Genomic DNA, 24,643 nt, shown 5'->3' on the forward strand with positions numbered 1-24,643 from the left:
GTCGCAACGGGATGCCACTAGCCTGAACTCGGCAGCGCGTCGGCGTGTACGCCAGCTCGTTGCCGACGCGCCGCAGTAGTGGCATATCGCCGAGGCGCGCACGTCGTGGCACGCGTAACGAGCGTTGCGCCGGCGGGCGCGTTGTGTTGCTGGGGATTGGGGTGGTTGGCGAAGCGTTGCACATCTGGCGTCTCCCGACAAAGGAACATGGGAGTCATTTAGCCATGAACGCGTGCGCTACGACAGGTTAAGCCGTCCGAAAAACCGGTAACTCAAGTGTCATTGCAAAGGTGCCGCCCGACTGGCGTCGAGGGCACCTCACGAAGCCTTCAGGCGGGCTTGTCGGCGTCCGCAGCGGCCGGCGGCGACTTCAGCGGTGCGCCGCTCGGCGCCGTGGCCGGACGATTCAGCCCTTCGTTGATCCACGCCATCAACAGCGTGTAGGTCACGGCAAGGATCACCGGGCCGACAAAGAGCCCGACGATACCGAAGCTGAGCATGCCGCCCAGTACCCCGGCAAGAATCAATGTCATCGGCAGGTCGGCGCCGCGCTTGATGAGCATCGGGCGCATCACGTTATCCAGCATGCCGATGATGACCGACAGCACGAGCAACAACGTTGCGAGCGTCGGACTGTCCTGCCAGTAGAGCCACGCCACGCTCGACAGCAGCACCGGAAACGGACCGATCTGCGCGATACAGAAGACAAACATCAGCGCGGTCAGGAAACCCGGCAACGGCACACCGGTCACCCACAGGCCGAGCCCCCCCAGCAGTGACTGCGTCACCGCCGTGACCACGATACCGAGCGCCACCGCGCGAATCGACATGCCGGCGAGCCTGACGGCCTCTTCGCCGCGATCACCACCCAGCCGGCGCGCAATACGAATCAACGCCCGAGCGGCCCGTTCGCCCTGCATGAAGAGAATGGCCGAGATGATGAGCGTCAAGCCAAGGTGGACGAACAGCAGCCCGACCGATCCAAGCTTCGAGAATGCCCATGTCGCGCCTTTGACGGCATAGGGCTGCACCTTCGCGACCAGACCGCCGGGACCTGCGGCCGCCAGCGATTGCCACTCTTCGCTGGCACGTTGCCCGACGACGGGAATGTGGGACAGCCAGTCCGGCGGCATCGGCAACCCGCGCGCGCCAATCGATTGCACCTGCTCGCTGATGTCCGACGCGTGCCCGATGAGCGTGCCGACGGCAGCGGTGAGCGGGGCGACGACGATGATCAACATACCGAAGATCATTACCGTGGTCGCCAGCCAGCGGCGTCCCCAAAGCCGGCGTTGCAGGCCGACCAGCATCGGCCACGTCGACGCGACGATGGTCACCGCCCAGATGAAAGCGGGCAGGAAAGGTAGCAGTACCCACAACGTGCCGATCATCAGCAGGCTGAGTACCAGGATGATCAACAGATTTCGGGCGAGTTCGCTCGGCGTCATGGATAGCATAAGCACTCCGGGGTGGGGGAAATCGCGCTGTTTGGCGCGTCAGACATTGATGTCATACGCAGAATGTACGCCTAGGAAGCAAGATGCCACGCGGGCAAAGGTACGGCAAGTGCGTTGCGTGGGCGTGACTTGGCGCCAGTCTACCGCGCCTCGGACAGCGGGGGGCGGGTGAGTTTCGCCTGCGCAACGCACTTGCCGTCACGTCAGCAAGGTCGTGATGCCGAACCGTGGTCACCGCCGAGGGCGTCCGGCATGGGCGCCACGGTTTCGAATGCAGGCTGGACAAGTTGCGCCAGCACGAGGCTGGGGCGTCGTATGCGAGCGAAGGTGTCCGGTATCGGTAACGGTGGGAGGTTGCTCAAAGGCACCGCGAGTGGCGTGTCCGGGGGCGTGGCTGATGGCGACTCGAACACTGAGCCGGATGACACGCTGCTTCGCTGCTGGCTGCCTTGCGGCGGCCAATTGCCATCTCGCCGGGCTGCGGATTGCAACTCGCATTGGAAGCACTGAATACCCGAGTCATGCGATCCCGTGCTGATACGGGATGGTTCCTGCGTGATGGCCGCCGCTGCGTATTCGCCTTGTTCGACGTCATTCGCTTGCTCGCTTCGATCAGGCGCACGCCGCAGATAGGCCGTCTTGATGTCGTTGCTTCTCGCCTCACTCAGCGCGACCTGAAGCAGTCCGCCAATGGCGGCGTACAGGTAGGCAAAGTCCAGTTGATTCAGCAACGCGCGCTCGCCGTCGATGGTCTTGGCGCGCGCGGTCACATCGTCGCTCCATTCAATGCCCGCAAACGCGAAGGTGAGCACTGTGCCAAGCAGTCCGGTGGTTTTTGAACAGAAGATTTTGGAAAATCGCTCACGGAACGCCGTGAAGAACGACGCGTTTTGCGTGCTGTCATCAGCTTCATCCGTCAGTAGATCTGCGAGATTGGCCTGTACGAGTAGTTCCATCGCGGCGTCGTTCTTCGGCATCCGCCAGTGGTCAAGACTGCCACGCAGCGGTACACCGACCATCGCCAGCACGAGCTCAAGCGTTGCGTGGACGATATCTTTCCATGGTCCCGCCATGACGCCCGGAATCTGACTCTCGATAAGCAGTCGCAGGGGGTTGCGTATCAAGCCATAGACGCCGGCATAGGAGGCACAGGACACAACGAATTCACGCAGTTGGGCGTGCAGGGCCGAATTCAGATGTTCCAGTCCGAGGGCTGGTGTCGTTTGCGACAGCTTTTCGCGCAACGATGGCCAAGCGGTATCGAACAGGGCCGCGCCGACGGTGTTGGTCAGCATTATTACGAAACCACTGACGACATGCATCGCCAGCTTTCCGGCGAGGACGGAACCGACGTATGGACCGATGAGCGTCGCGATGAGCGAGGCTGAGATGGAGCCCACTGCGAAGGGGGCAGCATCTCGCCCAATACCTCGCTTGATGCAGAGCCACAAGCTGTCTGAGCGAATATCCGCAAGCAATGCCCGAAATTTGTGTTCTACGTGCTGGACGTTCATGCCGCGTCTTGCCAGTAACAGCGCAGTCTTTTGCAAATGAATGCGGGTGGAACGCTCCCATGGCGGCTTCGGCGCCCCGGAGGGGGCGGTAAAGGCACCGCTCTTGCGCAGCTTCTCGTACACGAATTTCCAGAAGAACTGGAAAATCCGATCGGCCTCGCCAAGGGTTGCGTTGTCGGATACGGGAGCGGCGCTATCGGGTACCGGCTTCAATGCGCCGTACATATCCAAGCCGAGGTGAGCGGAGAACGCGTAGTACGGTGCGGTCTGGCTTGCGATCGGCGTCCCGTCTTCTGGCACAAAGCCCGCGTTGACGTTGCCCGTCGTCTCGGCGTGAATCGGGGCGGTGTAATGCTGGGCGTATGGGACGTTCAGCGTTTGGCTCAGGTCTTGGGCCAAACGCGACACGGCGTGTCCTTCCGGTGGGATGGCAATCTTGAGCTCGGCGTGGGACGTGGCGGACGAGCGGAAGGGTTGGGTGGGGAACGGCGGTGTGTAAGGCATGCAATCGGCGGCCGACATCACCGGCCCGGCAACCTGGGCCGCACCGGCCGTCAGGCCCTGTGGAAGACGAGAAGCGGGCGATGCTACGCGGAACCGCTGCTCGCGACGACAGCCGGACAGGCGTTTAAAGCCGTTAATGCGCGTGTCTGCGTAGGCGGCGGATGGCAGATTTCCCGCCATCGCCGCATCACGTTACGACGTCATCATGCCGCCGTCATTTCACGCGGGCACCACCATCACGCCAGCGCGCAACCCGTTGGCGACGTTGGGGTTGGGGAAGACGATGCGCTCGACAGGATGCGACACCGTGTAGGTGTTTTCGCCGTCGCGCGCCAGCACAGTACCCGCTGCGTAGGGTGTGAAGTTCGGGGTGTCGGCTGGCACGTCGAGCACGAACGCATTGGTTCGACGCACGATTTCCGCCGCAACACGAAAGCGCTGGACCTGCTTGGTTTCACCGTCGTCGCGCACCTCCATCTCACCGCCCGAGAGCCAGCGTCGAAGCGCAGCATCGATGCCTGCGAAATCCGCCAGACGGTTCTGTCCGAAAGGCTCAACTTTGCCCAACTCCAGCGTGCAACTCTGCGCGCCGAAGCTTGCGCAAGTGAAGTACGAGAACGTGACCGACGGCTGATCGGTGAGCATCACCGCGTCGATATCAGCCGCGGCGAGCGTATCGATCCATGCGTCGGTATGCGGCACGCCTTCCGTGCTCGGCATGACGGCAAAGCGCGGGAACAGCGACGCACGGATGGCCGTGTGCATATCCACGTGGCGGCGCGGGCGCCGCACGGCGGTGCCTTCGTCATCCCCCGCGAAATACTGCGCGACGATCACTTCGAGCTCGCGGGCGCGCTGCACCACCGGCGACTCGGCACGCTTGGCGTGCGCGCCCTGAAACAGGCGGTTCAGATCGTATTCGAGATAACGCTTGCCGGCGCGCACGGCGTCGGGATTGCCGAGAATGACGAGCACGCGCTCACGCAGTGCGAGTCGGCCATCGGCGATGTCGCGCAGAATGCCGTCGACGATTTCGATCGGTGCCGTCTCATCCCCGTGAATCCCGCAGGAGAGCACCGCGTCGAAGCGCACGGCGGCGGCTGCGGCAGTGTCGGCGGGGATGAGTTCGAGCACACCTTCGGCGTGCCGCTTCCAGCGCACGCCGCTGGCATCGATCCCTTCGGTCGGTGTCTCGCGAGATTCACGCGCGGCGGGGGCATCGTCGCGAATGTCGCTGAGCCAATGGCGAAGGGCGGAGCGATTGGCGTCGGTCATAGGGAAAATCTCCTCGGTAGCAACGAATAACAGCCACTCGCGGCAACGCGTCGCCATAAATGGGTAGACGGGCAAACGGGCAGGCGCAGCGCAGGCGGCTTCAAACAAATTCGTATTCTATGCGTGTCGATTCCGTGTCGGCAGTGTGACATCGCACAGGCCCGCGTGGCGTGGCTTTGCGCGATGTTGCCTGCCGTGCGCATTGTTCCGGCTGACGAATCCGTGTCATCATGATCCGCATCGCACGCCGCACGATCGGGCGTCGCATCGAGGAATGTCGCTCATGGCGGATTTGTATCTCGAAGGTGTCTGGCGTGCGGGCAATGGCGCTGAATTCCGGTCACTCGACCCGATGTCGGGCGACGTTGTCTGGCATGGCAACGCCGCGGACGCCGCTGACGTCGATGCCGCTGTCCGCGCGGCCCGAAGCGCTCAACGCGACTGGGCGCGGCGTAGTGTGGACGAGCGTCTGGCGGTGTTGCAGCGGTTCGCGGCCAATGTGAGCGCACAGACCGAGACATTGGCCGACGCCATCGGCCGCGAGACCGGCAAGCCCCTGTGGGAGGCTCGCACCGAGGTGGCGACCATGGCTGCGAAAGTGGGCCACTCGGCAAAGGCGTATCAGGAACGTACCGGTGAGCGTCGCAGCGCTGCGGCGGATGGCGAGAACGTGGTGCGTCATCGCGCGCACGGCGTGATGGCAGTCTTCGGGCCCTACAACTTCCCGGGCCATCTACCCAACGGCCATATCGTGCCCGCGCTGCTGGCGGGTAATACGGTCGTCTTCAAACCAAGCGAACTGGCCCCGGGTGTCGCCGAGCGCACGTTGCGCTGCTGGATCGATGCAGGGCTTCCGGCAGGCGTTCTGAATCTGGTGCAGGGCGGGCGTGACACGGGCGTAGCACTCGCGGCACATGAGGGAATCGATGGCGTGTGCTTCACCGGCAGCTCGGCCACCGGGCGGGCGCTGCATCGGCAATTTGCCGGTCGGCCCGACAAGATTCTGGCGTTGGAGATGGGCGGCAACAATCCGCTGATCGTCGACGTGTCTCCCGAGGCGCAGCAGCAGGATGCTGCCGTTCATATCACCGTCCAGTCGGCCTTTCTCTCTGCCGGGCAGCGTTGCACATGCGCGCGGCGTTTGCTCGTGCCGCAGGGGGCGGCGGGCGACGCGTTCATCGAGCGTCTGGCGTTTGTCACGCGACGCATCAGCGTGGGACGTTATGACGCCGAGCCTCAGCCGTTCATGGGCGCTGTCGTGTCGTTGCAGGCCGCGCGGCAGATGACGGCCGCACAGGCTGACCTGCTGGCGTTAGGGGCGACGGCCATTTTGCCGCTCGCGCAATCCGATAGCCGGACGGCGCGGCTCACGCCGGGCCTCATCGACGTAACGGCGCTTGCGGCCCGCGATGTGTTACCGGACGAGGAGTACTTCGGCCCGCTGTTGCAGGTGCTGCGTTACGACACCTTTGACGAAGCCATCGCACTGGCCAATCGCACGCGATACGGGCTGGCGGCGGGGCTGGTGTCGGACGATCCGGCCCGCTATGCGCAGTTTCTCGCGGAGATTCGTGCGGGCATCGTCAACTGGAATCGTCCGACGACGGGGGCGGCGGGGGCAGCGCCATTCGGTGGCATCGGTGCGTCCGGAAATCATCGCCCGAGCGCTTGGTACGCTGCTGACTACTGCGCGTATCCGATGGCGTCGATGGAATCCTCCCAGGCGGTGCTGCCCGCGCAGTTGAGCCCCGGGCTGGACTTTGCGGCCGCGTGATTTTGACTGGGCGACAATCTTCGTCAATTCACCACACTCTTTTTGCCTTTTCAGGACTTGCTCATGACGCGCATTGCCATCGAAGCCAACTTCGACGGATTGGTTGGCCCCACGCATAACTACGCGGGATTGTCGTTCGGTAACGTGGCGTCGGCGAACAACGCCAACCGGGTCTCGAATCCACGTGAGGCGGCCTTGCAGGGACTGGCCAAGATGAAGGCGTTGGCCGATCTCGGCTATGCGCAGGGCGTGTTGCCGCCGCAGGAACGCCCGTCGGTGGCGTTGCTGCGCACGTTGGGCTTCTCCGGCGATGACCACGCGGTGATTCGCGATGCGGCTCGAACCGCGCCGGCGCTGCTCGGCGCGGCCTGTTCGGCGGCCAGCATGTGGACGGCCAACGCGGCGACGGTGAGCCCGTCGGCCGACACGGCGGATGGGCGTGTGCATTTCACCGCCGCCAATCTGTGCAGCAAGCTGCATCGCGCGATCGAGCACGAGATCACCTCGCGCATTCTGCGTGCCGCGTTCCCCGATGCGCGCCGCTTCGCACATCACGACGCACTACCCGGTTGGCCATCGCTGGGCGACGAGGGAGCGGCTAACCATACGCGGCTATGTGGGGCTTACGGCGAGCGTGGCGTCGAGTTCTTCGTCTACGGTCGCGACGATCTCGCCAGTGCGCCTACGCCGCAGCGATTCCCGGCACGGCAGACGTTGCAGGCGAGTCAGGCCATCGCGCGTTTGCATGGGCTTGCTGACGATGCGGTGGTGTTTGCCCAGCAACACCCGGACGCGATCGATGCTGGCGTCTTCCATAACGATGTGATCGCCGTGGGGAATGGCAACGTGCTGTTCTGTCATGAACGGGCCTTCCTCGATCAGGCGGCGGTGTTATCGACGTTGCGCGCACGGCTTGCCGCGCGGGGCAGTGAGCTTCACGTGGTGGAAGTGTCGAGCGCCAATGTGTCGATGGAAGACACGGTCGGCAGCTATCTGTTCAACAGCCAATTGCTCGCGCGTTCGCCGGAAGCGGGCGGTGGCATGCGGCTTGTCGTGCCGCAGGAGTGCCGGGAGCGTCCGGCCGTGTGGCGTTATCTCGAATCGCTGGTGGCGAGTGGCGGGCCGATTCGCGAGTTGCATGTGTTCGATCTGCGCGAAAGCATGCGTAACGGCGGCGGGCCGGCGTGTCTGCGTCTACGGGTGGTGCTGACGGACGAAGAGCGTGCGGCGACACACTCCACGCTATGGATCGACGATGCCCGTTACGCGGTGCTGACGCAATGGGTTAAGCGCCACTACCGTGACCGGCTGGCCGTGGGCGATCTCGCCGACCCGGCGTTGCTTGACGAGTGCCGTACGGCGCTCGATGAACTCACCGCGCTGCTCGGTCTCGGCAGTCTTTATGCGTTCCAGCGGAACGCTTGACCCGGCGCTCGTACCTATTCGCATTTTTTCCTCAGACCAAGGAGTCGCGTCGATGACCAAAATCGTTGGAGTGTCCGGCAGCCTGCGCAAGGGCTCGTACAACACGGCGCTGTTGCGGGCGGCCAAAGCGGTGGCACCCGCCGGCGTTACGCTCGACGTCCACACGCTGCACGGCATTCCGCTGTACGACGGTGATGTCGAAGCCAGCGAGGGCATTCCTGCCGCCGTCACCGCGCTCAAGGACGCCATTGCCGACGCCGACGGCCTGCTGCTGGTCACGCCGGAGTACAACAACGGTATTCCCGGGGTGTTCAAGAATGGCATCGACTGGCTATCGCGACCGCCTGCCGATAGCGCGCGAGTGTTCGGCAACAAGCCGGTGGCACTGATGGGCGCGTCGCCCGGCGGCTTTGGCACGATCCTCAGCCAGAACGCCTGGTTGCCGATACTGCGTACGTTGCAAACCACGCCATGGTGGCAAGGGCGGCTACTCGTCTCGCACGCGAACAAGGTGGTGGATGCCGACGGCAATTTGCAGGACGACGCGGTGCGCAAACAGCTAAGTGACTTCCTCGCGGGCTTCGCTGCCTTCGTGGATGGGGTGAAATCCGGCAAATGAGTTGTATGAGGGCGTGGCGGATAGTTACATTGAATCAGCGAATTAAGTCGATGATTTAATGTAACTACTGCAATAGGCGCATGGCGTGAACCTTCCTAAATCGGAAGTGACGAACCGATAAGCGAGACGTTTCGCGCATTGGCCAGCGATGCACTATGCTGGATGCAACGTGTCGGCCGACACGTCAATCGCGTCATTTCGCCAACCAGGGGTGCCGCCATGCCAATCAATTTTCCGGAATACGGCCCCGTGTTCAATTACGAAGAACTGACGATCGAGTTTGCCGTACGGGTGAACGGGCGCCAGATCGATTGCGCGGTGTCGGCTGAGGCCCTCGAAGACCACTTCGGCGCCTATTCGGCGCGGGCCGACGACCTGTTGCACGCTTTCGAACACGGGCGAACGGATATCGAAGCGCTGGCCCGGCGCTACCTCTCGATGGGCCTCGTCGGCCCGGTGCTGCTGCGCAGCGGCCACTTCCGCTGGGTGAGGGAAGCCAAGCGGCAAGAAGCTCGCCGCTAGGGCGATCGGCTGCCCACGTCATCGCGCTCATCTCCGAGCGCCGGTGGCGGTTTCGGCAGCCGCGCCCGGCAAGGTCGCCAACGGCAATGCCGGCCAGTGACCTTGATCCCGGTCAAATTCGGATTTGTATAGGCGTACGACTCAATAGGCTTGCCTTAGGGTTCGGCGTACACTTGTGTTGCCGCTAAAAGAGTTACATCCGCGGTGCCATCGCCGATCACCCTAAGGAGTCGCCATGGGTTCCGAATTCCGCGTCGTTATTGCCTCTATCGCCGCCTTCATGACGCTCGGTGGCGCATTTGGCACCATCCACGGTCTGCTCTACGACCGCTCGCACGTGATGCACGGCGGTGTTGTCACCGTCCTGTTCGGTATCCTCTTTATCGTCGTCATGCTCACGCCGTGGCCGCGCGATGAGGAACGCGAGAAACAGGGGCAGTAGCGCCGGTTCTGCGCTCGATTCCTTACCCGCGACACCGCCCTCCAAGACGGATTCCTGCGGCTGCACTGCCGTCTCAGCGCTTAGCCAACGGTAGTCGACATTCCAATCATTGGATGTCGCTTTAAGCGCGGTTAACTATTTAGCGTGCGGCGTCCTACACTGGAATTGAGGGACGCCGTCGAAGCCCTCCGACGCCAGCCACTCCCCGGAAACGGCTTATCGCCCCCGGGGCAGCACGATCGCCGGATCCTCTTCGCTTCGCAACGGGCGTGGACTCGCTGTGAGGTGACGTATGTGCTCCGATACCCGCGTCGTCATTGCCGCTATCTCAGCGTTCGTGATGCTTGGCGGTATGTTCGCCACCATCCACGGTCTGCTCTTCGATCTCCCCAACATCGCGCACTACGGCGTTGCTTCGGTCATCGTCGGCGCAACCCTGATGGCCACCATGCTCATCCCTTGGGGCGCCCGCGACGAGCAACCGGAATCGCGCTGATCGCTCACAGGTCACAGCATCAAGGTGAGACGCCGCCACCCGCACGGGGGCGGCCCGAGCGCCTTATTCGCCCAGACGTGCCCGCAGGCACATGAACGCCGGCGATTCCGACAGTTCGTCAAACAACCGCTTGTCGACCGCCGCCATTTCAGGCAGCGGCAGCGGCTCGACAATGCGCTCGATTCGCCAGCCCGCGTCAGCGGCCGCATTGAGAATGCCTGCCAGTGGACGGCGGTACGACTCGACGTACGGCTTGGGCTCGCCGAAACCACTCCAGTACATGCCGAACTTCGTGATGTCGAAGTAGGGCCGGTTGCGGCGCATCCGCTCGTCGATCCAGTCGCGCATCGGATGCCCCATGGACCAGACCAGCGTCGCGCCCGGGCACGCAACCCGCGCGAACTCGCGGAACGTCGGCGCGAGATCTTCCACGTAGTCCAGCGCAAGCGCGCTGACAATGGCGTCGAAACCGCCATCGGCAATACCGGCGAAGGGCGTGCCCAGATCCTGCACTTCAAACGTGGCCGGCAGGCCGGCACAACGTTCGCGAGCCAGTTCGATCATTTCCGGTGTGACGTCGATGCCGTGCACGGTCGCCCCTTGCTCGGCCATCCACGCACTGTTGATGCCGGGGCCACACCCCGCATCGAGTACCCGCAACCCGGTAACGGGGCCGAGCAATGCGCGCGTGGCGGGGCGCTCGTACAAGGCGTTGTGCGGCTTGGAGACGGCAATTTCCGAGTAACGCTTGGCGAAGCTGGCGTAGGAGGTACGTCCCATGGACGGTTGATCGTCAGACGACATGTGGGGGGCTCCGATGACTGCAATGACATCCCGCAACGGCGAACGGCGGGCTGGGGAAGGCTGATAACGGCTGATAAAGCGTGATGGAACAACGGCGGGGGAGCGATTGTAACGCGATGCGCGTCGCTCGGCGAACCCGGCGGCCCACAGGCGGATCGACTTCGCCGCACGCGCTGGCAGCCTTCAGGACACCGGTTCGATATGGGACAATGCCGACCTTCGCCGCACTTCGCGTTTCACTTTCCTTCGCCACCCGACCGATTCCGCATGACTGCACCTGCCGACCCGACGACATTCCCCGCTTCTCTGCCTGCCTCCGGCCCTCAGCCTGCCAACGAAGCGCCGGCAGCGGCAAGCACGGTCGACGTTGCCGTGATCGGCGCCGGTCCGGCGGGGCTGATGGCGGCTGAAGTGCTGTCGGCGGCCGGTTTTCGCGTCGACGTGTATGACGCCATGCCCTCAGTAGGCCGCAAGTTTCTGATGGCGGGCAAAGGTGGCATGAACCTCACGCACGGTGAGCCCGCCGAGCCATTTGTCGCCCGCTATGGCGCTCGTGCCGATGCTGTCGGCAGTTGGTTGCGCCGCTTCGGTGCCGACGATGTGCGCACGTGGGCACACCGTTTGGGCATCGATACGTTTGTCGGCACGTCTGGCCGCGTGTTCCCGGTCGATATGAAGGCCGCGCCGCTGTTGCGCGCGTGGCTGGCACGGTTGCGGGCCGCGGGCGTGCGGTTGCATGTGCGGCATCGCTGGCTGGGGTGGAAGGCCGACAACGCACTCGACAACACGCTCGACCCCGCAGCGACGGCCGCGCAACACCTGCGTTTCGCCACACCCGATGGCGAGCGTCACGTCACCGCCAACGCTGTTGTGCTGGCGCTCGGCGGCGCGAGTTGGCCGCAACTGGGCTCCGACGCCGCTTGGGTACCGTGGCTGCGCGAGCGACAGGTCGACGTGGCCCCGCTATTGCCGGCGAATACAGGTTTCGAAGCGGACTGGACGCCGCACATGCGCAGCAAATTCGCCGGGGAACCGGTCAAGTCGGTAACGATGACGCTGCCGGACGGCACCACGCGCCAAGGGGAGTTCGTGATTTCGGAGCACGGCGTGGAAGGCAGTCTGGTCTACGCGATGTCGGCCCCGATTCGCGACGCCATTCTGACAAACGACGGCGCAGACGGGACGAGTGGCACACACGGCACGCAGGTGTTTCTCGACCTGCTGCCCGACTGGACGGCACAACGCGTTTTCGACGAAGTGGCGCACCCGCGCGGCTCGCGCTCGATGGCGAGTCATCTGCAAAGCCGGTTGGGCATTGCGGGGGTGAAAGCGGGATTGTTGCGTGAGTGCCTGCCGCGCGAGACGTTCAACGATCCGGCGGCGCTCGCCGCCGGTATCAAACGATTGCCCCTGACGCTGCTGCGTCCACGTCCGATTGCGGAAGTGATCAGCAGTGCAGGCGGTGTGCGGCTCGAAGCGCTGGACGACTACCTGATGGTGCGTGCGTTGCCGGGGGTGTTCTGCGCGGGCGAAATGCTCGACTGGGAAGCCCCCACGGGGGGCTATCTCCTCACGGCTTGCTTTGCCAGCGCCTGCGTGGCGGGCGACGGCGCTGCCGCCTATCTGAAGTCGTCGAAGTCTCTCAAGTCGCTGACGACATCCCCAGCGCCCTGATCGTCACGCCCGCGCTTTGATGCCTGCCCGATCTTGATGGATCGGGCAGGATCACACTCAGGCCGGGCGAACGCCCAGACGCCACAGCGACGTCACTTCGACGCGGCGTGCGGCGTGCAGCGGATCGTTGGCATCGGCAGTTTTCGGGTGCTTCGGGCGGATATCGTGACGGGCCAGCACGACCAGACCGGCGCCGTGAATCCACGACAGCAAGGTCTCGCGGGTGCGCAGCCCCAGATGTTCAGCCAGATCAGACAACACCAGCCAGCCTTCACCGCCGGGGCTCAGATGGGCGGCGAGTCCGTTCAGGAAGCCCTTGAGCATCTGGCTGTCCGGGTCGTAGACCGCGTGCTCGATCGGCGCATTGGCCTTGGCCGGCAGCCACGGCGGGTTGCAGACGACCAGCGGCGCACGGCCTTCCGGGAACAGGTCCACATTGGCGATCTTCACCGAACGCTCCAGCCCAAGGCGCGCAATGTTCTCGCGCGCACAACCCAGTGCACGCGGATCGCGATCGGTGCCGATGACCTGCTGCACACCACGGCGCGCCAGCAACGCGGCGATCACGCCGGTACCGGTGCCGATGTCGAACGCGAGTGTCGTGTTCGGCAGCGGTGCCTGTTCGATCAACTGAAGATACTCACCCCGCACCGGCGAGAACACGCCGTACCACGGGTGGATGGTGTTGCCCAGCGCAGGAATTGCGACCCCTTTCTTGCGCCACTCATGCGCACCGATCAGGCCGAGCACCTCGCGCAGCGACGCCACGGACGGTTGTTCGTCAGGCGCGCCCCAGGCTTCGGCACACGCTTCGCGCACGTCGGGCGCGCGGCGCAACGGAATGCCGTAGTCGGCGTCGAGGGGAATCAGCACCATGCCGAGAATGCGGGCACGCTGGGCCTGTGCCATGCGGTGCTTGTGGAACGCATCGGCCGGGCTGGCAACGACGGGCGCGGCGTCCTTGGCGGACGGCTTGCGGCGCGGGCGATGGGCCGGGCGGTCGACACGGCGCGCCATGGCTTGCATCAACTGACGCGCGTTCTGGTAGTCGCCGCGATACAGCAGGGCGGTACCGCCGCAGGCGAGGTGATAGGCATCGTCGGCATTGACGGTGTCGTCGACAACTTCGACGCGGCGCGGCGGCATCACGCCGGCTTCGGAGCGCCAGCGGGCGGTGACGGGGCGACCGTCTTCGGTCCAGGCGAGCGTCGGGGTAGTGTTCATGCGTAGTCTTCTGAAAAGCGTGGCGGCGCGTGGCGGGGGGGGGCGGCGGGGGTGTCGGAGGGCGCTGTGGAATATCGCACGAGCGCCTTCTGAGGTCACGCAGGTACGCGCCGGAAGTGCGCATTATGCCTGCGTTGGCGGTTCGCCGGTCAAAGCGACACCGCCACGTGCTCCGGTTATGACGTAGTTTTCGCGTCGGCAGGCGGGGTGAACAGCAGCCCGATGGCCTCGCGCAGCGCCTCATCGAGCATTCGGTCGATACCCGGCACCGGGGCGGCCGGCAGGTCTGGCGCGGGGCCACCGTGGCGAAGTACCGCGGCCATATGGGTCAGTACGGCTGCCGCCGGATGGACCGCCGCATCGTGATCGTCGCCATGCGGGACGGTATCGGTGATCGCATTGGCCACCCGTTCGAGCGAGACGAGCGCCGGCCACCAGCGCGCGGCCCGACGGCTCACCAACGGCGGCTCGGACAATGCGCGTTGCAGTGCGACGCGGGCATCGTCGAGCGCCTTGTAAGTGGCCCGTCTGGCCGCAAACGCGGCGTCGGCATCATGCGTGTCGGCCAGCGCGGCATAGCGGCCCAGCGCGTCGAGTGCAATGGCCACCCGTTCGTCGAGCTGGCGCCGCTCCCACTTCGCCCAAGGCAGATAGCCCACGAGCAGCACGATGGCGCACGCGGCCACGGCGTCGATGAAGCGCGCGAGCGCAATGTCCTGACTCCCCGGCTGCAACGCACCCATCACCAGCATGAGAATCGGCAACAGCAGGGCGCTGAACAATCCGTAGTTGCGGCGCAGCGCCCACGGCAGGCAAGCCGCGAGGGGTATCAATGCCGCGAAACTCACCAGACCGTTGCGGTCAATCGCGACGACCGCCGCCGACAGGGCAACGCCGACGATACTGCCCACGCCGCTCTGCAACGCACGCGCAAACACCGAGCCGTAGTTGGGCTTGAAGATCACCACGACGATCAGCGGCACCCAATAAGAGCGCGGCAACTCAGCCACCGCAATGAAGATCTGCGCGACGAGCACACACAACCCGATGCGCACGAGATAGCGCCACACGTCGGGCCACGGCCACTTCGGCATCCAGCGCGGGTGCGCGGGCGCCCGCGCCTGATGGCGCGCAAGTGCCACGAGCGGCGGCTCGGCGGCGTGGACGGCGCCTGTCAGCAAGGGTTCGGCGCGATGCAGCGCTGCCGCCAGCGCAGGCGCATGGTTGTCAGTCGCGGCATCGGCTGCGGCATTCACGTTGACCGGCCGGTCGCCGGCAATGCTGCGCGCCATCGCATAGAGGGCACGGCCGAGCGGCGCTGGCAACGGCTGTCCACCCTGTGCCAGCCCGATCACCGCCGCCGTAACGGGTTCTGCGGCCAATATCTGGGCAGCACGCCGCTCCAGTACTTCCCAGCCGCTGGTGGTGCTGGCACTGGCCGTCAGCAAGGTGTCGTAGGCCGCCGCAATCGCATTTTCGAGTGAGCGCCGGGCGAGACGTACGCGCGGCGTGCCACTCGCGTCGAGCACGTTGGCCAGTTGCTGATAGATGGCGGCCACGGCATCGCGCTCGGCGGCGCCCGGATGCCGTAACCAGTGAATCGCCATGAGCATCACGCTGAAGATGCCCCCCGCGGCCAGCAGCAACGGCGCGCGCCACTCCGGCGGCGGCAGCGCGAGCCCCCAGCCGACAATCAGATAGACCGCCCCTTGAAGGGTGGCGGCGGACGCCACGTTACCGAACGTGCCGATAAAGCTCAGCAGCAGGATGGCCACTTGCAGCAAGACATGCGCAAGCCAATGGCTTTGCAAACCGACATTGTGGATGAGCATGCCCGCGTAGAACCCGGCAACACCCGTCGCCACGGTCAGCAGAATCGAGCGGGCGCGGGCGCGATACGGGCCGGTGCGGTCGCCGGTGATGGCGGGCAGGGCACCGAGCGCAAACAGCGAGGCGTTGGCCCCCTGTCCGATCGCAACCCCCACGACTGTCGGAATGGCCACGGACAATGCCGCATGCAGGGCATCCCAGCGGGAAAAGGCAACGGGCTCAAGCCGCGCAAGTCGTGAAATCCACGCGACGCGGCGGCCGGGTTCGGGTGTCGTCGGCATGGGCGGGCGCGTCGGAAGTCAGTAACGGGTTCAGGACACGCCGGGCGGCGTGTCGTCGTCCATGAGCGGCATGAGCTTGCCTTGCCCGCGTATCCACGCGTGGTCGGCACGCTCGGCCATCTCTTTATCGCCGCGACTGTCGCCGTAGGCGAAGAGGACCCGTGGCGGTGCATTGCCCCACCAGGCTTCCAGACGCCGCACTTTCTCCGGCCCCCAGCAATTCGGCTTGGCGAATTCACCGGCAAACCGGCCATTGGTATCGAATGCGAGTTCGGTACTCAGTACCGCGTCAAAGCCGATCGACGCGGCCCATGGGCGCAGATAGAGGCCGGGTGACGCGCTTACCAACACGACACGATGCCCCATCGCCCGATGTTGGCGCACGCGCGCAAGCATCTCGGGGCGCACCAACGCGGGCAAGCCATCGGCGACGAAGCGTTTGGCTTGCGCGTCGAGTTGCGTCTGGGGACGTGCACCGAGCGCAGCGCGAAGAAAATGGGCTTTGGCCGTGCCGCGATCGATCAGATGGAGTGCGGCGCCGATAAGCCACGGCGAGGCGAGCAGGGCACCGAGCACGAAGCGGGGTGTGCCTACCGTGCGGCGCACGAACACGCGCAGGCTGTCGGTCGTGGAAATCGTGCCGTCGAAGTCGAACGCGGCAACGATGGAAGCGTCTCGCATGCCGGATCAGCCCGCGCCGAGCGGTGAAACTGACGAGGGCGAGGACGGCGACACGGAAGCCGGGGACAGGGTTTGCGCAGCGTGAGCCGGCGAAGGGACAGGGACAGGGGCCGCACGCGAATCGGCGAAGGCCACCAGATGCGGCCAGCGGTCGCGGGCTTGCTGCGCGCCCACAACGGCCTGTTCGTCGCGATAGGCGGGCAGTACGTCGAACCCGATCGTCTCGCGCAGTCGATCGATGTCGGACGGATTGCGACGCTCGATCAGCGCATCGGCCGCTTCGGACATTGCAGTGGAGGGCGAAGTATCGATCTGGCTCATGCCGGGCATTCTATACGGTGCATTGCGAGAACCGCAATTGCCATGGTGACCGGTCGGCCGCGATGACCGGCGCCTGTGCCCGCGACACGACACCTGTGGAGTGACGCCAGCTTGTAACCGGCACCGAGGCAGGCTAGCATGACGCAACGTGCCATTTCCAGAAAGACGGGCTGCGCTGTCCCGCCAAGACCCTGGCAATCCGTGGTAGGTGGATTGTTCGAAAGCGACGTGGTGAGACGTCGGGTCGACCGGGCGAGGCTCGTTGTGAATTGGCGATCACAGAACAAGAAACAGATGAGGCATCTAACATGCAGCTTCGACGGTCTTGGTCGCTTCGTTGGAAAGTCTCAGCCATCGGTTTGCTCGTCATGGCAACCATGGATCCCGGTGGTATCACGCTCGCGGGAGCGGCACCCACCGTAAGGGGCAAAAATGCCCCAGCGCAAACCGGCACGGCATCGCCGCCCGCCCCGGCTTCAGCGGTAACAGGAGCCGCCGATGCCTCGGCCGCGCCCGTCGTGCTCGCGCCACCGGCGCCGGGAACGAGCGAGCGCACTGTGACGTTCGCCCAGCTCGGGCAACGTACCGGCTTGCGCCTGCGCGGCACGGAAGGTTCGGGTGACGTGAATTTCGGCGTTCGACTCGATCAGACGGTCGCCTCGGCACTGCTTCGGCTTCGCTACACCTACTCGCCCGCACTGATTCCCGATCTCTCGCAACTCAAGGTATATCTCAACGAAGAGTTGATCGCGACGCTGCCCTACAACAAGCAGGACGGCGGCAAGAATCTGGTGCGCGAGATCCCGCTCGACCCGCGTTTGCTCTCCGGCTTCAATCGCGTGCGGCTCGTGCTCATCGGTCACTACACGATGGAGTGCGAAGATCCGATGCACTCCAGCCTGTGGACCGACATCAGCCCGCAAAGCGAGATCGTCACCAGCACGCAGCCGTTGACGCTGCGCAACGACCTCTCGACGCTGCCCACGCCGTTCTTCGATCGTCACGACAATCGCGATCTCTCGATCCCGTTCATGTTCGGCGCACCGCCTTCGCTGGCCGTCGTACATGCCGCCGGTGTAGTCGCCTCGTGGGCGGGCGCGTTGGGTGACTATCGCCGCACGCGCTTCCCGGTCGACATCAACGAGTTGCCGACCAAGCACGCGATCGTCTTCGCAACCAACGACACGCGTCCGGCCGCGCTGAATCTGCCGACGGTCGATGCGCCGACGTTGCGCATGATGTCGAACCCGAACAATCCATCGCTCAAGCTGCTGGTCATACAGGGGCGTGACGCCAAGGACCTGGAGACGGCTGCGCTGGCACTGGTCTCCGGCCGTGCCGCGCTCTCCGGCGAATCGGCGCGCATCACGGCGCTCGAACCGCTGCCGCCGCGCCCGGCTTACGACGCACCGCGCTGGGTGCGCACGGACCGCCCGGTCAAGCTTGGCGAACTGGTCGACAATCCGGCCGATCTGCAAGGCAACGGCTATATGCCGTGGCCGATCCGCATTCAACTCAATCTCCCGGCCGATCTGCTGACGTGGCAGAACACGGGCGTGCCGCTCGATCTCAAGTATCGCTACACGCCGCCGGTGAAGCCCGACGACTCGTCGATGAGCGTGGCCATCAACGACCAGTTCGTGCGTGCCTACCGCCTGCGCTCAGCAGGGGCGAGCAACGACAAGAGCCACATGCTGGTCGAGCTGCTCTCCGACGGCACCATGGCCGATCGCAAGGACGTGCGTATCCCCGCGTTCCAAGTAGCGTCGCGCAATTCGCTGTCGTTCCAGTTCGCGATGGAGCCGCACAAGGAAGGCATTTGCGCGCAGACGATCACCAACGCCGCGCGCTCCGCCATCGATGCCGATTCGACCATCGACTTCAGCGGGCTGCCGCATTACGCCGAGATGCCGAATCTGAGCTTCTTCGTGGGCAGCGGTTTCCCGTTCACCAAATATGCCGATCTGGCGCAGACGGCCATCATCACGTCGAAGACGCCGGACGCCTCGGAACTGGAGGCGATCTTCTCGACGCTCGGCCAGTTCGGCCGCTCGACCGGTGTCTATGCCGATCGTTTCGAAGTGCTCGATACCACGCAGACCGATCGCTTCAAGGATCGTGATCTGCTGATCGTGGGCGGCAAGGATGCGGGCGATCTGCTGGCGAAGTGGGGCAAGGGCTTCCCGCTGCTCATCGATCAGTCGCGCCGCCTGATGACGAGTCAGGGGCAGGGCTATCGCGGTGACGGCGCCACCGGCTCGGCGCTGGCGGCCAGCCGCGTCGGCCCGGCACGCATGGATGCGCAATCCGACGGACCGCTCGCGGCGCTGGTCGGTTTCGAATCGCCGGTGAGCGCTTCGCGTTCGGTGGTGGCCATCAATGCGACCAGCAACAAGACGCTGCTCAACGTGGTCGATATGGTGGACGACGACGTACAGCGCGCTGCGATTCACGGCGACCTCGCAGTGGTGAATGGCTCGCGCGTCGAGTCGTTCCGGCTGGGGCAGACGTATTTTGTCGGCGACGTGAGCTGGTGGACGCGTATTCGCTACCACCTCTCGAGCCATCCGATTCTCGTGGGTATTGCGGCGCTGCTGGCGGCGTTTGCGATCGCACTCAAATGCTTCGGGTGGTTGCAACGCCGCGCCGCACGCCGGCTGGAGAAGTAAATGAAACGCGCTGAAGCCCACGGCCGGCGCCGTCGCGCCGTGCTGCGTGCGCTCGCGGCGGGAAGTGTGGCGCCCGTGCTGCCGCTGGTCGCGGCGTTGCCCGCGATGTTGCCCGGCATGGCGAGCGCTGCGCCCGCCAAGACCGGCAAGACGAGCGGCACGCCACCGGCGTCCGCCCCCGCCGCGTCGCGCGCGTGCCCGCCGGTCGACTGGCCCGCATGGACGCGTTTCAAAGCCGGCTTCCTGTCCGACGACGGCCGCGTCGTCGATCACAGCATGGCCGATCAACGCACGGTCTCCGAAGGGCAGGCGTACGCGTTGATGTTCGCGCTCATCGCCAACGACCGCGCCACGTTCGACAAGATCGTCGACTGGACCATCAACAATCTCGCGCAGGGCGACCTCACGGCGCACTTGCCTGCATGGCTCTGGGGCAAGAAGGACGACGGCCAGTGGGGTGTGCTCGACAGCAACCCCGCCAGCGACGCCGATATGTGGATTGCCTACGCGCTCGGTGAGGCCGGACGCCTGTGGAACGTTCGCCGGTACACCGCGCTCGGCGCGCTCGTCGCACGGCGCATTGCGGCGGAGGAAACCGATTTCGTGCCGGGCCTCGGCCGTACGCTGTTGCCTGCACCGGTCGGCTTTCATCCCGAAAAGGACTTGTGGCGGCTCAACCCGAGCTACGTGCCGATGCAGGTCGTGCGCCGTCTTGCGGGCCTGTTCCCCGACAGCGGCTGGGGGCAGTTGATTGCCTCGTCGCTCAAGCAGATCACGCTGACGGCGCCGCCGCTGGGCTTCGCGCCCGAATGGGCGATGTATCGCACGGGGCACGGTTTTCAGATCGATCCGGAAACGCAGGGCGAGGGCAGCTATAACGCCATCCGGGTGTATCTGTGGGCAGGCATGCTCGCGCCGGACAGCGAAGATTTTCGCGCGTTGCAGAACACGTTCGGCGGCATGTTGAAGTACGTCGCCACGCATGGGGCCCCGCCCGAGCGCGTCAATACGCGAGACGGCACCGCGAAGCAGGATGGCCCCAGCGGTTTTTCGGCGGCGCTTGTGCCGTTGCTTCAGGCGGTCGGCGACACGGCGGGTGCCCAAGCGCAGATCGCGCGGGTGCAATCGCTCGACGCGCAATCGCCTGCGGGCTACTACGGCTCGGTGCTGACCCTGTTCGGTCTTGGCTGGCAGGCCGGGCATTTCCGTTTTGCTGCCGACGGCACGCTGCAATTGCCATGGGAGGGCGCTTGCGCGACACGCTGATTCGCTCCGCCTGTCTGGCCTGCCTGCTGATGGCAGCAGACGCTGGCGTGCGCGCTGCGCCCGCCCCCGCATCGGCCCCGACCCCGCCCGGCAAGGCGCCTCCGGTGGCGGCTAATCGTGATGTCCGGAACCTGCTTTCCAGCGCAACGCTCTGGCATGCCCGTCATCGCAACGATCTGGCGCGCGCGGCGCTCGAAAAGGCGCTGCTCGTACAACCCGATCAACCGGATGCTCTCTCGATGCTCGGCCAGATCGATATCGAAGAGAACCATCCGGTAGAGGCGAACAAGGCGCTGCAACGCTTGCGTGCGCGCTACCCGAACGCGCCCGCCACCAAGGCGCTCGCTGACGTCATCCGCATCAATACGACCGATAAGTCGCGCATTGCCCGCGCTCGCCTGCTGCAACGCAGTGGTCAGGCGGATGCGGCGTTTGCCGAATACAAGGCACTCTTCCCCGATGGTCCGCCGACGGGCGATCTGGGCGTGGAGTACTACCGCGCGCAGGCCAACGCCACCAATGGCTGGCCGTCAGCCCAGCAGGGGCTGGCGAATCTTGCGAAGGCATCGCCCGACGACACCCGCGCGTCGCAATCGCTGGCCGAGTTGTTGATCGACCGCCCGGCGAGCCGGTTGGCCGGCACGCGCATGGTGGCCGAATTGGCGGCGCGCCCCGATGCCGATCTGAACGCGTTGCTGCCGCTGTGGCAGAAGGGGTTGTCCAAAGCGGACGGCAACCTTGCATGGCTGCCGCTCTATCAGCGCTACCTCGCGCTGGCGCCGAACGACGCCGATATCCGTGCCGCCTACGACAAGCTCGGGGCGCAACAGGCCGCCCGCCAGCGCATGCTCAACGACCCCTCGTACAAGGCGCGTCAGGCGGGCATCGCAGCGCTTGATCAAGGCCGCCTTGGGGACGCACAAAAGTCACTCGATGCGGCGCGCGCCAAGCGTCCCAACGATGGCGAATTGCTCGGCTCACTCGGCCTTGTGAAGATGCGTCAGGGCGATCACAAGGCCGCGCAGGACCTGTTTTCACAGGCGATGCGCAAAGACCCCGACAACGCGGGCAAATGGCGCAGCCTGCTCAAGACGTCGCAGTTCTGGGGCGCGATGTCCGACGCGCGCGATGCACGCGATGCAGGACGGCTCGACGAGGCCGACCGGCTGGTGCGCAGCGCGCTGGCCGCCGACCCGGCCAACCCGGATGGGCTGGCCTTGCTCGGCGACATCGCCCTCGATGCGAAACGCGACGACGATGCCGAGCGGCTGTTCCAGCAGGCCCTGAAGATCGAGCCCGATAACGACACGGCGCTGCGCGGGATGATCACGCTGTACTCGCGGCAGCAGCGCCGTACCGAACTCGCGACGCTGCTGGGCGATCTGCGGCGGCGGTTTCCGAAAGACGCTGCACGTTTCGACAAAGCCGAATCGGCCGCGCTCTCCGACGACGCCGAGCGACTCATCGCCGAGGGTCACAACGGCCCGGCGCTGGCGGCATTGGAGCGTGCCGTGGCTCTCGATCCGACCAACGCGTGGACGCGCTATTCGCTCGCCAGCCTGTATCGCAAGCTGCGCCTGCCCCAGATCGGGCGCGAAGTCATGGCCGAGGGGCTGCGTCAGACACTGTCTGCCGACGACAATGCGCAGATGCACTATGCGACGGCGATCTATCTGAATGTGATCGACGACGAAGCGGGCGCCCGCGCGGCGCTGGCCCAGATTCCCGCCGCTGATGCGTCGCCGTCGATTCGCCGCTTGCAAACGACCCTCGCGATTCGCGACGCCGCACGGCTCGCGCGCGAAGCCCATGCCGCTGGCAACGACGACGAGAGCGAGCGTCAATACCGTGAGGCCCTGTCGATGGCTGGCGACGATCCCGAGTTGATCGGCGAAGTGGCCCGCGCACGGGTGGCTGCCGGACAACCCGAGCAGGGGCTGGCGCTCATGCGCGAGTGGCTGGCGGCGCACGCCGACAAGCCGCAACCCGATGCGCAACTGCGCTATGCCGAATTGCTCAACACCGCCGAGCGCGACACCGAACTCGGCACGTTCCTCGCAGGCATCGACCCGGCCACGCTGGGTGCCGATCAGCGCGAAGAGTGGCAAGACTTGCAGGATCGTCTGGCCTTGCGTACGGCGGACCGTGCGCGCGCACTCGGCGACTTCGATACCGCGCAGAAGGCACTCGAACCGTTGCTTGCTCGCAACCCGCCCGACAAGCGCGCCTTGTCGACGCTGGGCGATATCTATTTCGACGAACGGCGCTTTGACGAGGCCCGCAAGATCGCCGAAGACCAGATCCGGCAGGACCCGACCAATCAGGACGCCCGGCTGTCGCTGGTGCGCGTGCTTTACGAGATGCAGGACGACGACGCAGCAAACCGCGAACTCGACCGCGCATTGGCCGAGGCGCCGACCGACGACGTCTGGACGCAACTGGCCGCCGTGCGCCGTTTGACGGCGATGGAACGCTACGACGAGGCGATCGCCCTAAACGACAAACTGCGCACGCAATTCCCGGACAACCCGTCCGTGACGGTGCAACGCGGGCGCATCGCGCAGTCGCAGCGTCATTACAACGAGGCGAAGGGCTGGTACGACGAGGCCCGCAAGGAAGAGATCGTGCAGGGGGCGCTGCCGGGCTACGACGGCATGACGTCGGCAGAGTCGGGCATCGATTCGCTGGAGTCGCGGCGCAACAGCTACGTGGCGGCCGGGTACGAAATCGACACGAAGAAGGGCGACGGCGGCATCTCGATGTTCAATGCCCGCGCCGTGCCGCTGTACGGTCAGTACGCCGTGGGTTACGACGGTCACGTGTTCGCGCAGACCGACTACGTCAGCGCCGACTCTGGCGACTTGCCGCTTAATGGCACGTCCGAAATTGGCACGCTGCCGCTGCTGGGGAAGACGCCGTTCCGCAACGCGAATCCGGGGCTGCTGACCGATTACGGCAGCAAGCGGCAAAAGGCGCACGGGCAAGCGCTGATGCTGGGCTACGAGAACGACTGGATTCGTGCCGACATCGGGCACACGCCGATCGGCTTCCCCGTGTCGTACGTGACGGGTGGCGTGCGGTTGTTCGGCAATCTCGGCCGCTACAACTACTGGGTCGACGTGTCGCGCCGGCCGGTCACGGGCAGCATGGTCTCTTATGCGGGCTCGTATCTGCCGTTGCCGGAGATATTCGGCGACGGTAAATGGGGCGGTGTGCGGCGCGACGCCATTACCTTCCACGCCTCGCGTGACTTCGCGAAGTGGGGCGTGTTCGGCGAAGCAAGCGTTGCGCGGCTCACCGGCGAGAACGTGCTGAACAACTCCGAGGTGTCGGCGCGCGCGGGTGTCGATCTGCCGCTGATCTACAAGCGCGACATGCGCATGAACACCGGCCTCACGCTGTTCTTCGACAGCTACGCGCAGAACGAACGCTTCTACACGTACGGCATGGGCGGTTACTACAGCCCGCAGACCTACGTCTCGCTCACGCTGCCGCTCGAATGGTATGGCCGCACGCAACGCTGGTCGTACTACCTGCGCGGCTCGGTGTCGTTCTCGCAGAGTCAGGAGAAGTCGATGCCGTACTTCCCGACCGACGGCGCCATTCAGGCTGCCAGCGGCAATCTGACTTACGGCTCGGGCGGCGGCTTCGGCGTAGGCTTCTCGATACTGGGGCGCGCAGAATACTGGATCAACCGCCATTGGGTCATTGGCGGACAGGTGCAGTTCGAGCGCTCGGATTACTACGCGCCGAATCGCTTCCTCCTCTATATGCGCTATCACTTCGATAAGCGTCGCGGCGATGTGCCGATGCCGCCGTCGCCGGTGCGCCCGATCTGGAGCTATTGAGCCATGGCCAAATTCGT

18 protein-coding genes are annotated in these 24,643 nt (G+C 65.1%); 10 read left to right on the forward strand and 8 right to left on the reverse strand.

Going from position 1 to position 24,643, the window contains the following annotated elements:
- Positions 1 to 329: 329 nt before the first annotated feature.
- The 3 genes from ydiK to astE form a co-directional block, all read right to left on the reverse strand.
- Entirely contained in the window at positions 330 to 1,448 is a 1,119-nt protein-coding gene (gene ydiK / locus AT302_RS10540) for an AI-2E family transporter YdiK (RefSeq protein ID WP_237172114.1), read from the reverse strand.
- 212 nt (positions 1,449 to 1,660) lie between these two features.
- Positions 1,661 to 3,655, reverse strand: a complete 1,995-nt coding sequence (locus tag AT302_RS10545; protein ID WP_157125757.1) for a hypothetical protein — start codon at positions 3,653 to 3,655, stop codon at positions 1,661 to 1,663.
- A gap of 39 nt (positions 3,656 to 3,694) precedes the next feature.
- Positions 3,695 to 4,759 carry a succinylglutamate desuccinylase gene (astE, locus tag AT302_RS10550; RefSeq protein ID WP_407668847.1) on the reverse strand — a complete coding sequence of 355 codons (1,065 nt, stop codon included), beginning with the start codon at positions 4,757 to 4,759 and terminating at the stop codon, positions 3,695 to 3,697.
- Between the two features lie 274 nt (positions 4,760 to 5,033).
- On the opposite strand from astE, the gene astD reads away from it, so the two are divergent.
- From astD to AT302_RS10580, 6 genes are all read left to right on the forward strand, one after another.
- Entirely contained in the window at positions 5,034 to 6,524 is a 1,491-nt protein-coding gene (astD, locus tag AT302_RS10555; RefSeq protein ID WP_058378406.1) for a succinylglutamate-semialdehyde dehydrogenase, read from the forward strand.
- Positions 6,525 to 6,587: 63 nt separating this feature from the next.
- Positions 6,588 to 7,949, forward strand: coding sequence for an N-succinylarginine dihydrolase (gene astB / locus AT302_RS10560; protein WP_058378407.1), 1,362 nt, complete (start codon positions 6,588 to 6,590; stop codon positions 7,947 to 7,949).
- Between the two features lie 52 nt (positions 7,950 to 8,001).
- Positions 8,002 to 8,568 carry an NADPH-dependent FMN reductase gene (locus AT302_RS10565; protein WP_058378408.1) on the forward strand — a complete coding sequence of 189 codons (567 nt, stop codon included), beginning with the start codon at positions 8,002 to 8,004 and terminating at the stop codon, positions 8,566 to 8,568.
- A gap of 219 nt (positions 8,569 to 8,787) precedes the next feature.
- Positions 8,788 to 9,090 (forward strand): DUF1488 family protein, encoded by a 303-nt coding sequence (locus AT302_RS10570; RefSeq protein ID WP_058378409.1) that lies wholly within the window; start codon positions 8,788 to 8,790, stop codon positions 9,088 to 9,090.
- 235 nt (positions 9,091 to 9,325) lie between these two features.
- Complete coding sequence (locus AT302_RS10575; protein WP_058378410.1) at positions 9,326 to 9,532, forward strand: DUF2964 family protein; 207 nt, start codon at positions 9,326 to 9,328, stop codon at positions 9,530 to 9,532.
- A gap of 292 nt (positions 9,533 to 9,824) precedes the next feature.
- Positions 9,825 to 10,028 (forward strand): DUF2964 family protein, encoded by a 204-nt coding sequence (locus tag AT302_RS10580; RefSeq protein ID WP_058378411.1) that lies wholly within the window; start codon positions 9,825 to 9,827, stop codon positions 10,026 to 10,028.
- 63 nt (positions 10,029 to 10,091) lie between these two features.
- Here AT302_RS10580 and AT302_RS10585 read toward each other — a convergent pair whose 3' ends face one another.
- On the reverse strand, positions 10,092 to 10,832 hold the full coding sequence (locus tag AT302_RS10585) for a class I SAM-dependent methyltransferase (RefSeq protein ID WP_058378412.1): 741 nt from the start codon (positions 10,830 to 10,832) through the stop codon (positions 10,092 to 10,094).
- Positions 10,833 to 11,099: 267 nt separating this feature from the next.
- On the opposite strand from AT302_RS10585, the gene AT302_RS10590 reads away from it, so the two are divergent.
- The gene (locus AT302_RS10590; protein ID WP_084656151.1) at positions 11,100 to 12,506 is read left to right on the forward strand and encodes a BaiN/RdsA family NAD(P)/FAD-dependent oxidoreductase; all 1,407 of its coding nucleotides are present in this window, start codon (positions 11,100 to 11,102) and stop codon (positions 12,504 to 12,506) included.
- Positions 12,507 to 12,563: 57 nt separating this feature from the next.
- On the opposite strand, the gene AT302_RS10595 is transcribed toward AT302_RS10590, so the two are convergent.
- From AT302_RS10595 to AT302_RS10610, 4 genes are all read right to left on the reverse strand, one after another.
- Positions 12,564 to 13,730, reverse strand: coding sequence for a methyltransferase (locus tag AT302_RS10595; RefSeq protein WP_058378413.1), 1,167 nt, complete (start codon positions 13,728 to 13,730; stop codon positions 12,564 to 12,566).
- 176 nt (positions 13,731 to 13,906) lie between these two features.
- Complete coding sequence (locus tag AT302_RS10600) at positions 13,907 to 15,841, reverse strand: FUSC family protein (protein ID WP_058378414.1); 1,935 nt, start codon at positions 15,839 to 15,841, stop codon at positions 13,907 to 13,909.
- 30 nt (positions 15,842 to 15,871) lie between these two features.
- Complete coding sequence (locus AT302_RS10605; RefSeq protein ID WP_058378415.1) at positions 15,872 to 16,522, reverse strand: HAD-IB family hydrolase; 651 nt, start codon at positions 16,520 to 16,522, stop codon at positions 15,872 to 15,874.
- A 6-nt stretch (positions 16,523 to 16,528) separates the two neighbouring features.
- Positions 16,529 to 16,843, reverse strand: coding sequence for a hypothetical protein (locus AT302_RS10610; protein WP_157125758.1), 315 nt, complete (start codon positions 16,841 to 16,843; stop codon positions 16,529 to 16,531).
- A gap of 368 nt (positions 16,844 to 17,211) precedes the next feature.
- Here AT302_RS10610 and bcsB point away from each other — a divergent pair, with 368 nt between their 5' ends.
- The 3 genes from bcsB to AT302_RS10625 are packed head-to-tail and all read left to right on the forward strand — an operon-like array spanning position 17,212 to position 24,626.
- A complete protein-coding gene (gene bcsB / locus AT302_RS10615; protein ID WP_167365795.1) occupies positions 17,212 to 19,512 on the forward strand; it encodes a cellulose biosynthesis cyclic di-GMP-binding regulatory protein BcsB in 2,301 nt (766 codons plus the stop codon).
- A complete protein-coding gene (bcsZ, locus tag AT302_RS10620) occupies positions 19,513 to 20,778 on the forward strand; it encodes a cellulose synthase complex periplasmic endoglucanase BcsZ (protein WP_058378418.1) in 1,266 nt (421 codons plus the stop codon). It begins immediately after the preceding gene.
- A complete protein-coding gene (locus AT302_RS10625) occupies positions 20,763 to 24,626 on the forward strand; it encodes a cellulose synthase subunit BcsC-related outer membrane protein (protein ID WP_167365796.1) in 3,864 nt (1,287 codons plus the stop codon). The genes bcsZ and AT302_RS10625 overlap by 16 nt, the downstream gene beginning before the upstream one ends.
- Positions 24,627 to 24,643 lie beyond the last annotated feature (17 nt).

Origin of the sequence: Pandoraea norimbergensis, assembly GCF_001465545.3 — a bacterium.
Classification (GTDB): domain Bacteria; phylum Pseudomonadota; class Gammaproteobacteria; order Burkholderiales; family Burkholderiaceae; genus Pandoraea; species Pandoraea norimbergensis.

Coding starts and splice junctions, on each gene's coding strand:
- AT302_RS10595 (WP_058378413.1), bottom strand. CDS start 13,730: ATGAACACTACCCCGACGCTCGCCTGGACCGAAGACGGTCGCCCCGTC.
- AT302_RS10545 (WP_157125757.1), bottom strand. CDS start 3,655: ATGGCGGGAAATCTGCCATCCGCCGCCTACGCAGACACGCGCATTAAC.
- AT302_RS10590 (WP_084656151.1), top strand. CDS start 11,100: ATGACTGCACCTGCCGACCCGACGACATTCCCCGCTTCTCTGCCTGCC.
- astD (WP_058378406.1), top strand. CDS start 5,034: ATGGCGGATTTGTATCTCGAAGGTGTCTGGCGTGCGGGCAATGGCGCT.
- AT302_RS10575 (WP_058378410.1), top strand. CDS start 9,326: ATGGGTTCCGAATTCCGCGTCGTTATTGCCTCTATCGCCGCCTTCATG.
- AT302_RS10565 (WP_058378408.1), top strand. CDS start 8,002: ATGACCAAAATCGTTGGAGTGTCCGGCAGCCTGCGCAAGGGCTCGTAC.
- AT302_RS10570 (WP_058378409.1), top strand. CDS start 8,788: ATGCCAATCAATTTTCCGGAATACGGCCCCGTGTTCAATTACGAAGAA.
- AT302_RS10605 (WP_058378415.1), bottom strand. CDS start 16,522: ATGCGAGACGCTTCCATCGTTGCCGCGTTCGACTTCGACGGCACGATT.
- AT302_RS10580 (WP_058378411.1), top strand. CDS start 9,825: ATGTGCTCCGATACCCGCGTCGTCATTGCCGCTATCTCAGCGTTCGTG.
- AT302_RS10610 (WP_157125758.1), bottom strand. CDS start 16,843: ATGAGCCAGATCGATACTTCGCCCTCCACTGCAATGTCCGAAGCGGCC.
- AT302_RS10600 (WP_058378414.1), bottom strand. CDS start 15,841: ATGCCGACGACACCCGAACCCGGCCGCCGCGTCGCGTGGATTTCACGA.
- ydiK (WP_237172114.1), bottom strand. CDS start 1,448: ATGACGCCGAGCGAACTCGCCCGAAATCTGTTGATCATCCTGGTACTC.
- bcsB (WP_167365795.1), top strand. CDS start 17,212: ATGGCAACCATGGATCCCGGTGGTATCACGCTCGCGGGAGCGGCACCC.
- bcsZ (WP_058378418.1), top strand. CDS start 19,513: ATGAAACGCGCTGAAGCCCACGGCCGGCGCCGTCGCGCCGTGCTGCGT.
- astB (WP_058378407.1), top strand. CDS start 6,588: ATGACGCGCATTGCCATCGAAGCCAACTTCGACGGATTGGTTGGCCCC.
- AT302_RS10585 (WP_058378412.1), bottom strand. CDS start 10,832: ATGTCGTCTGACGATCAACCGTCCATGGGACGTACCTCCTACGCCAGC.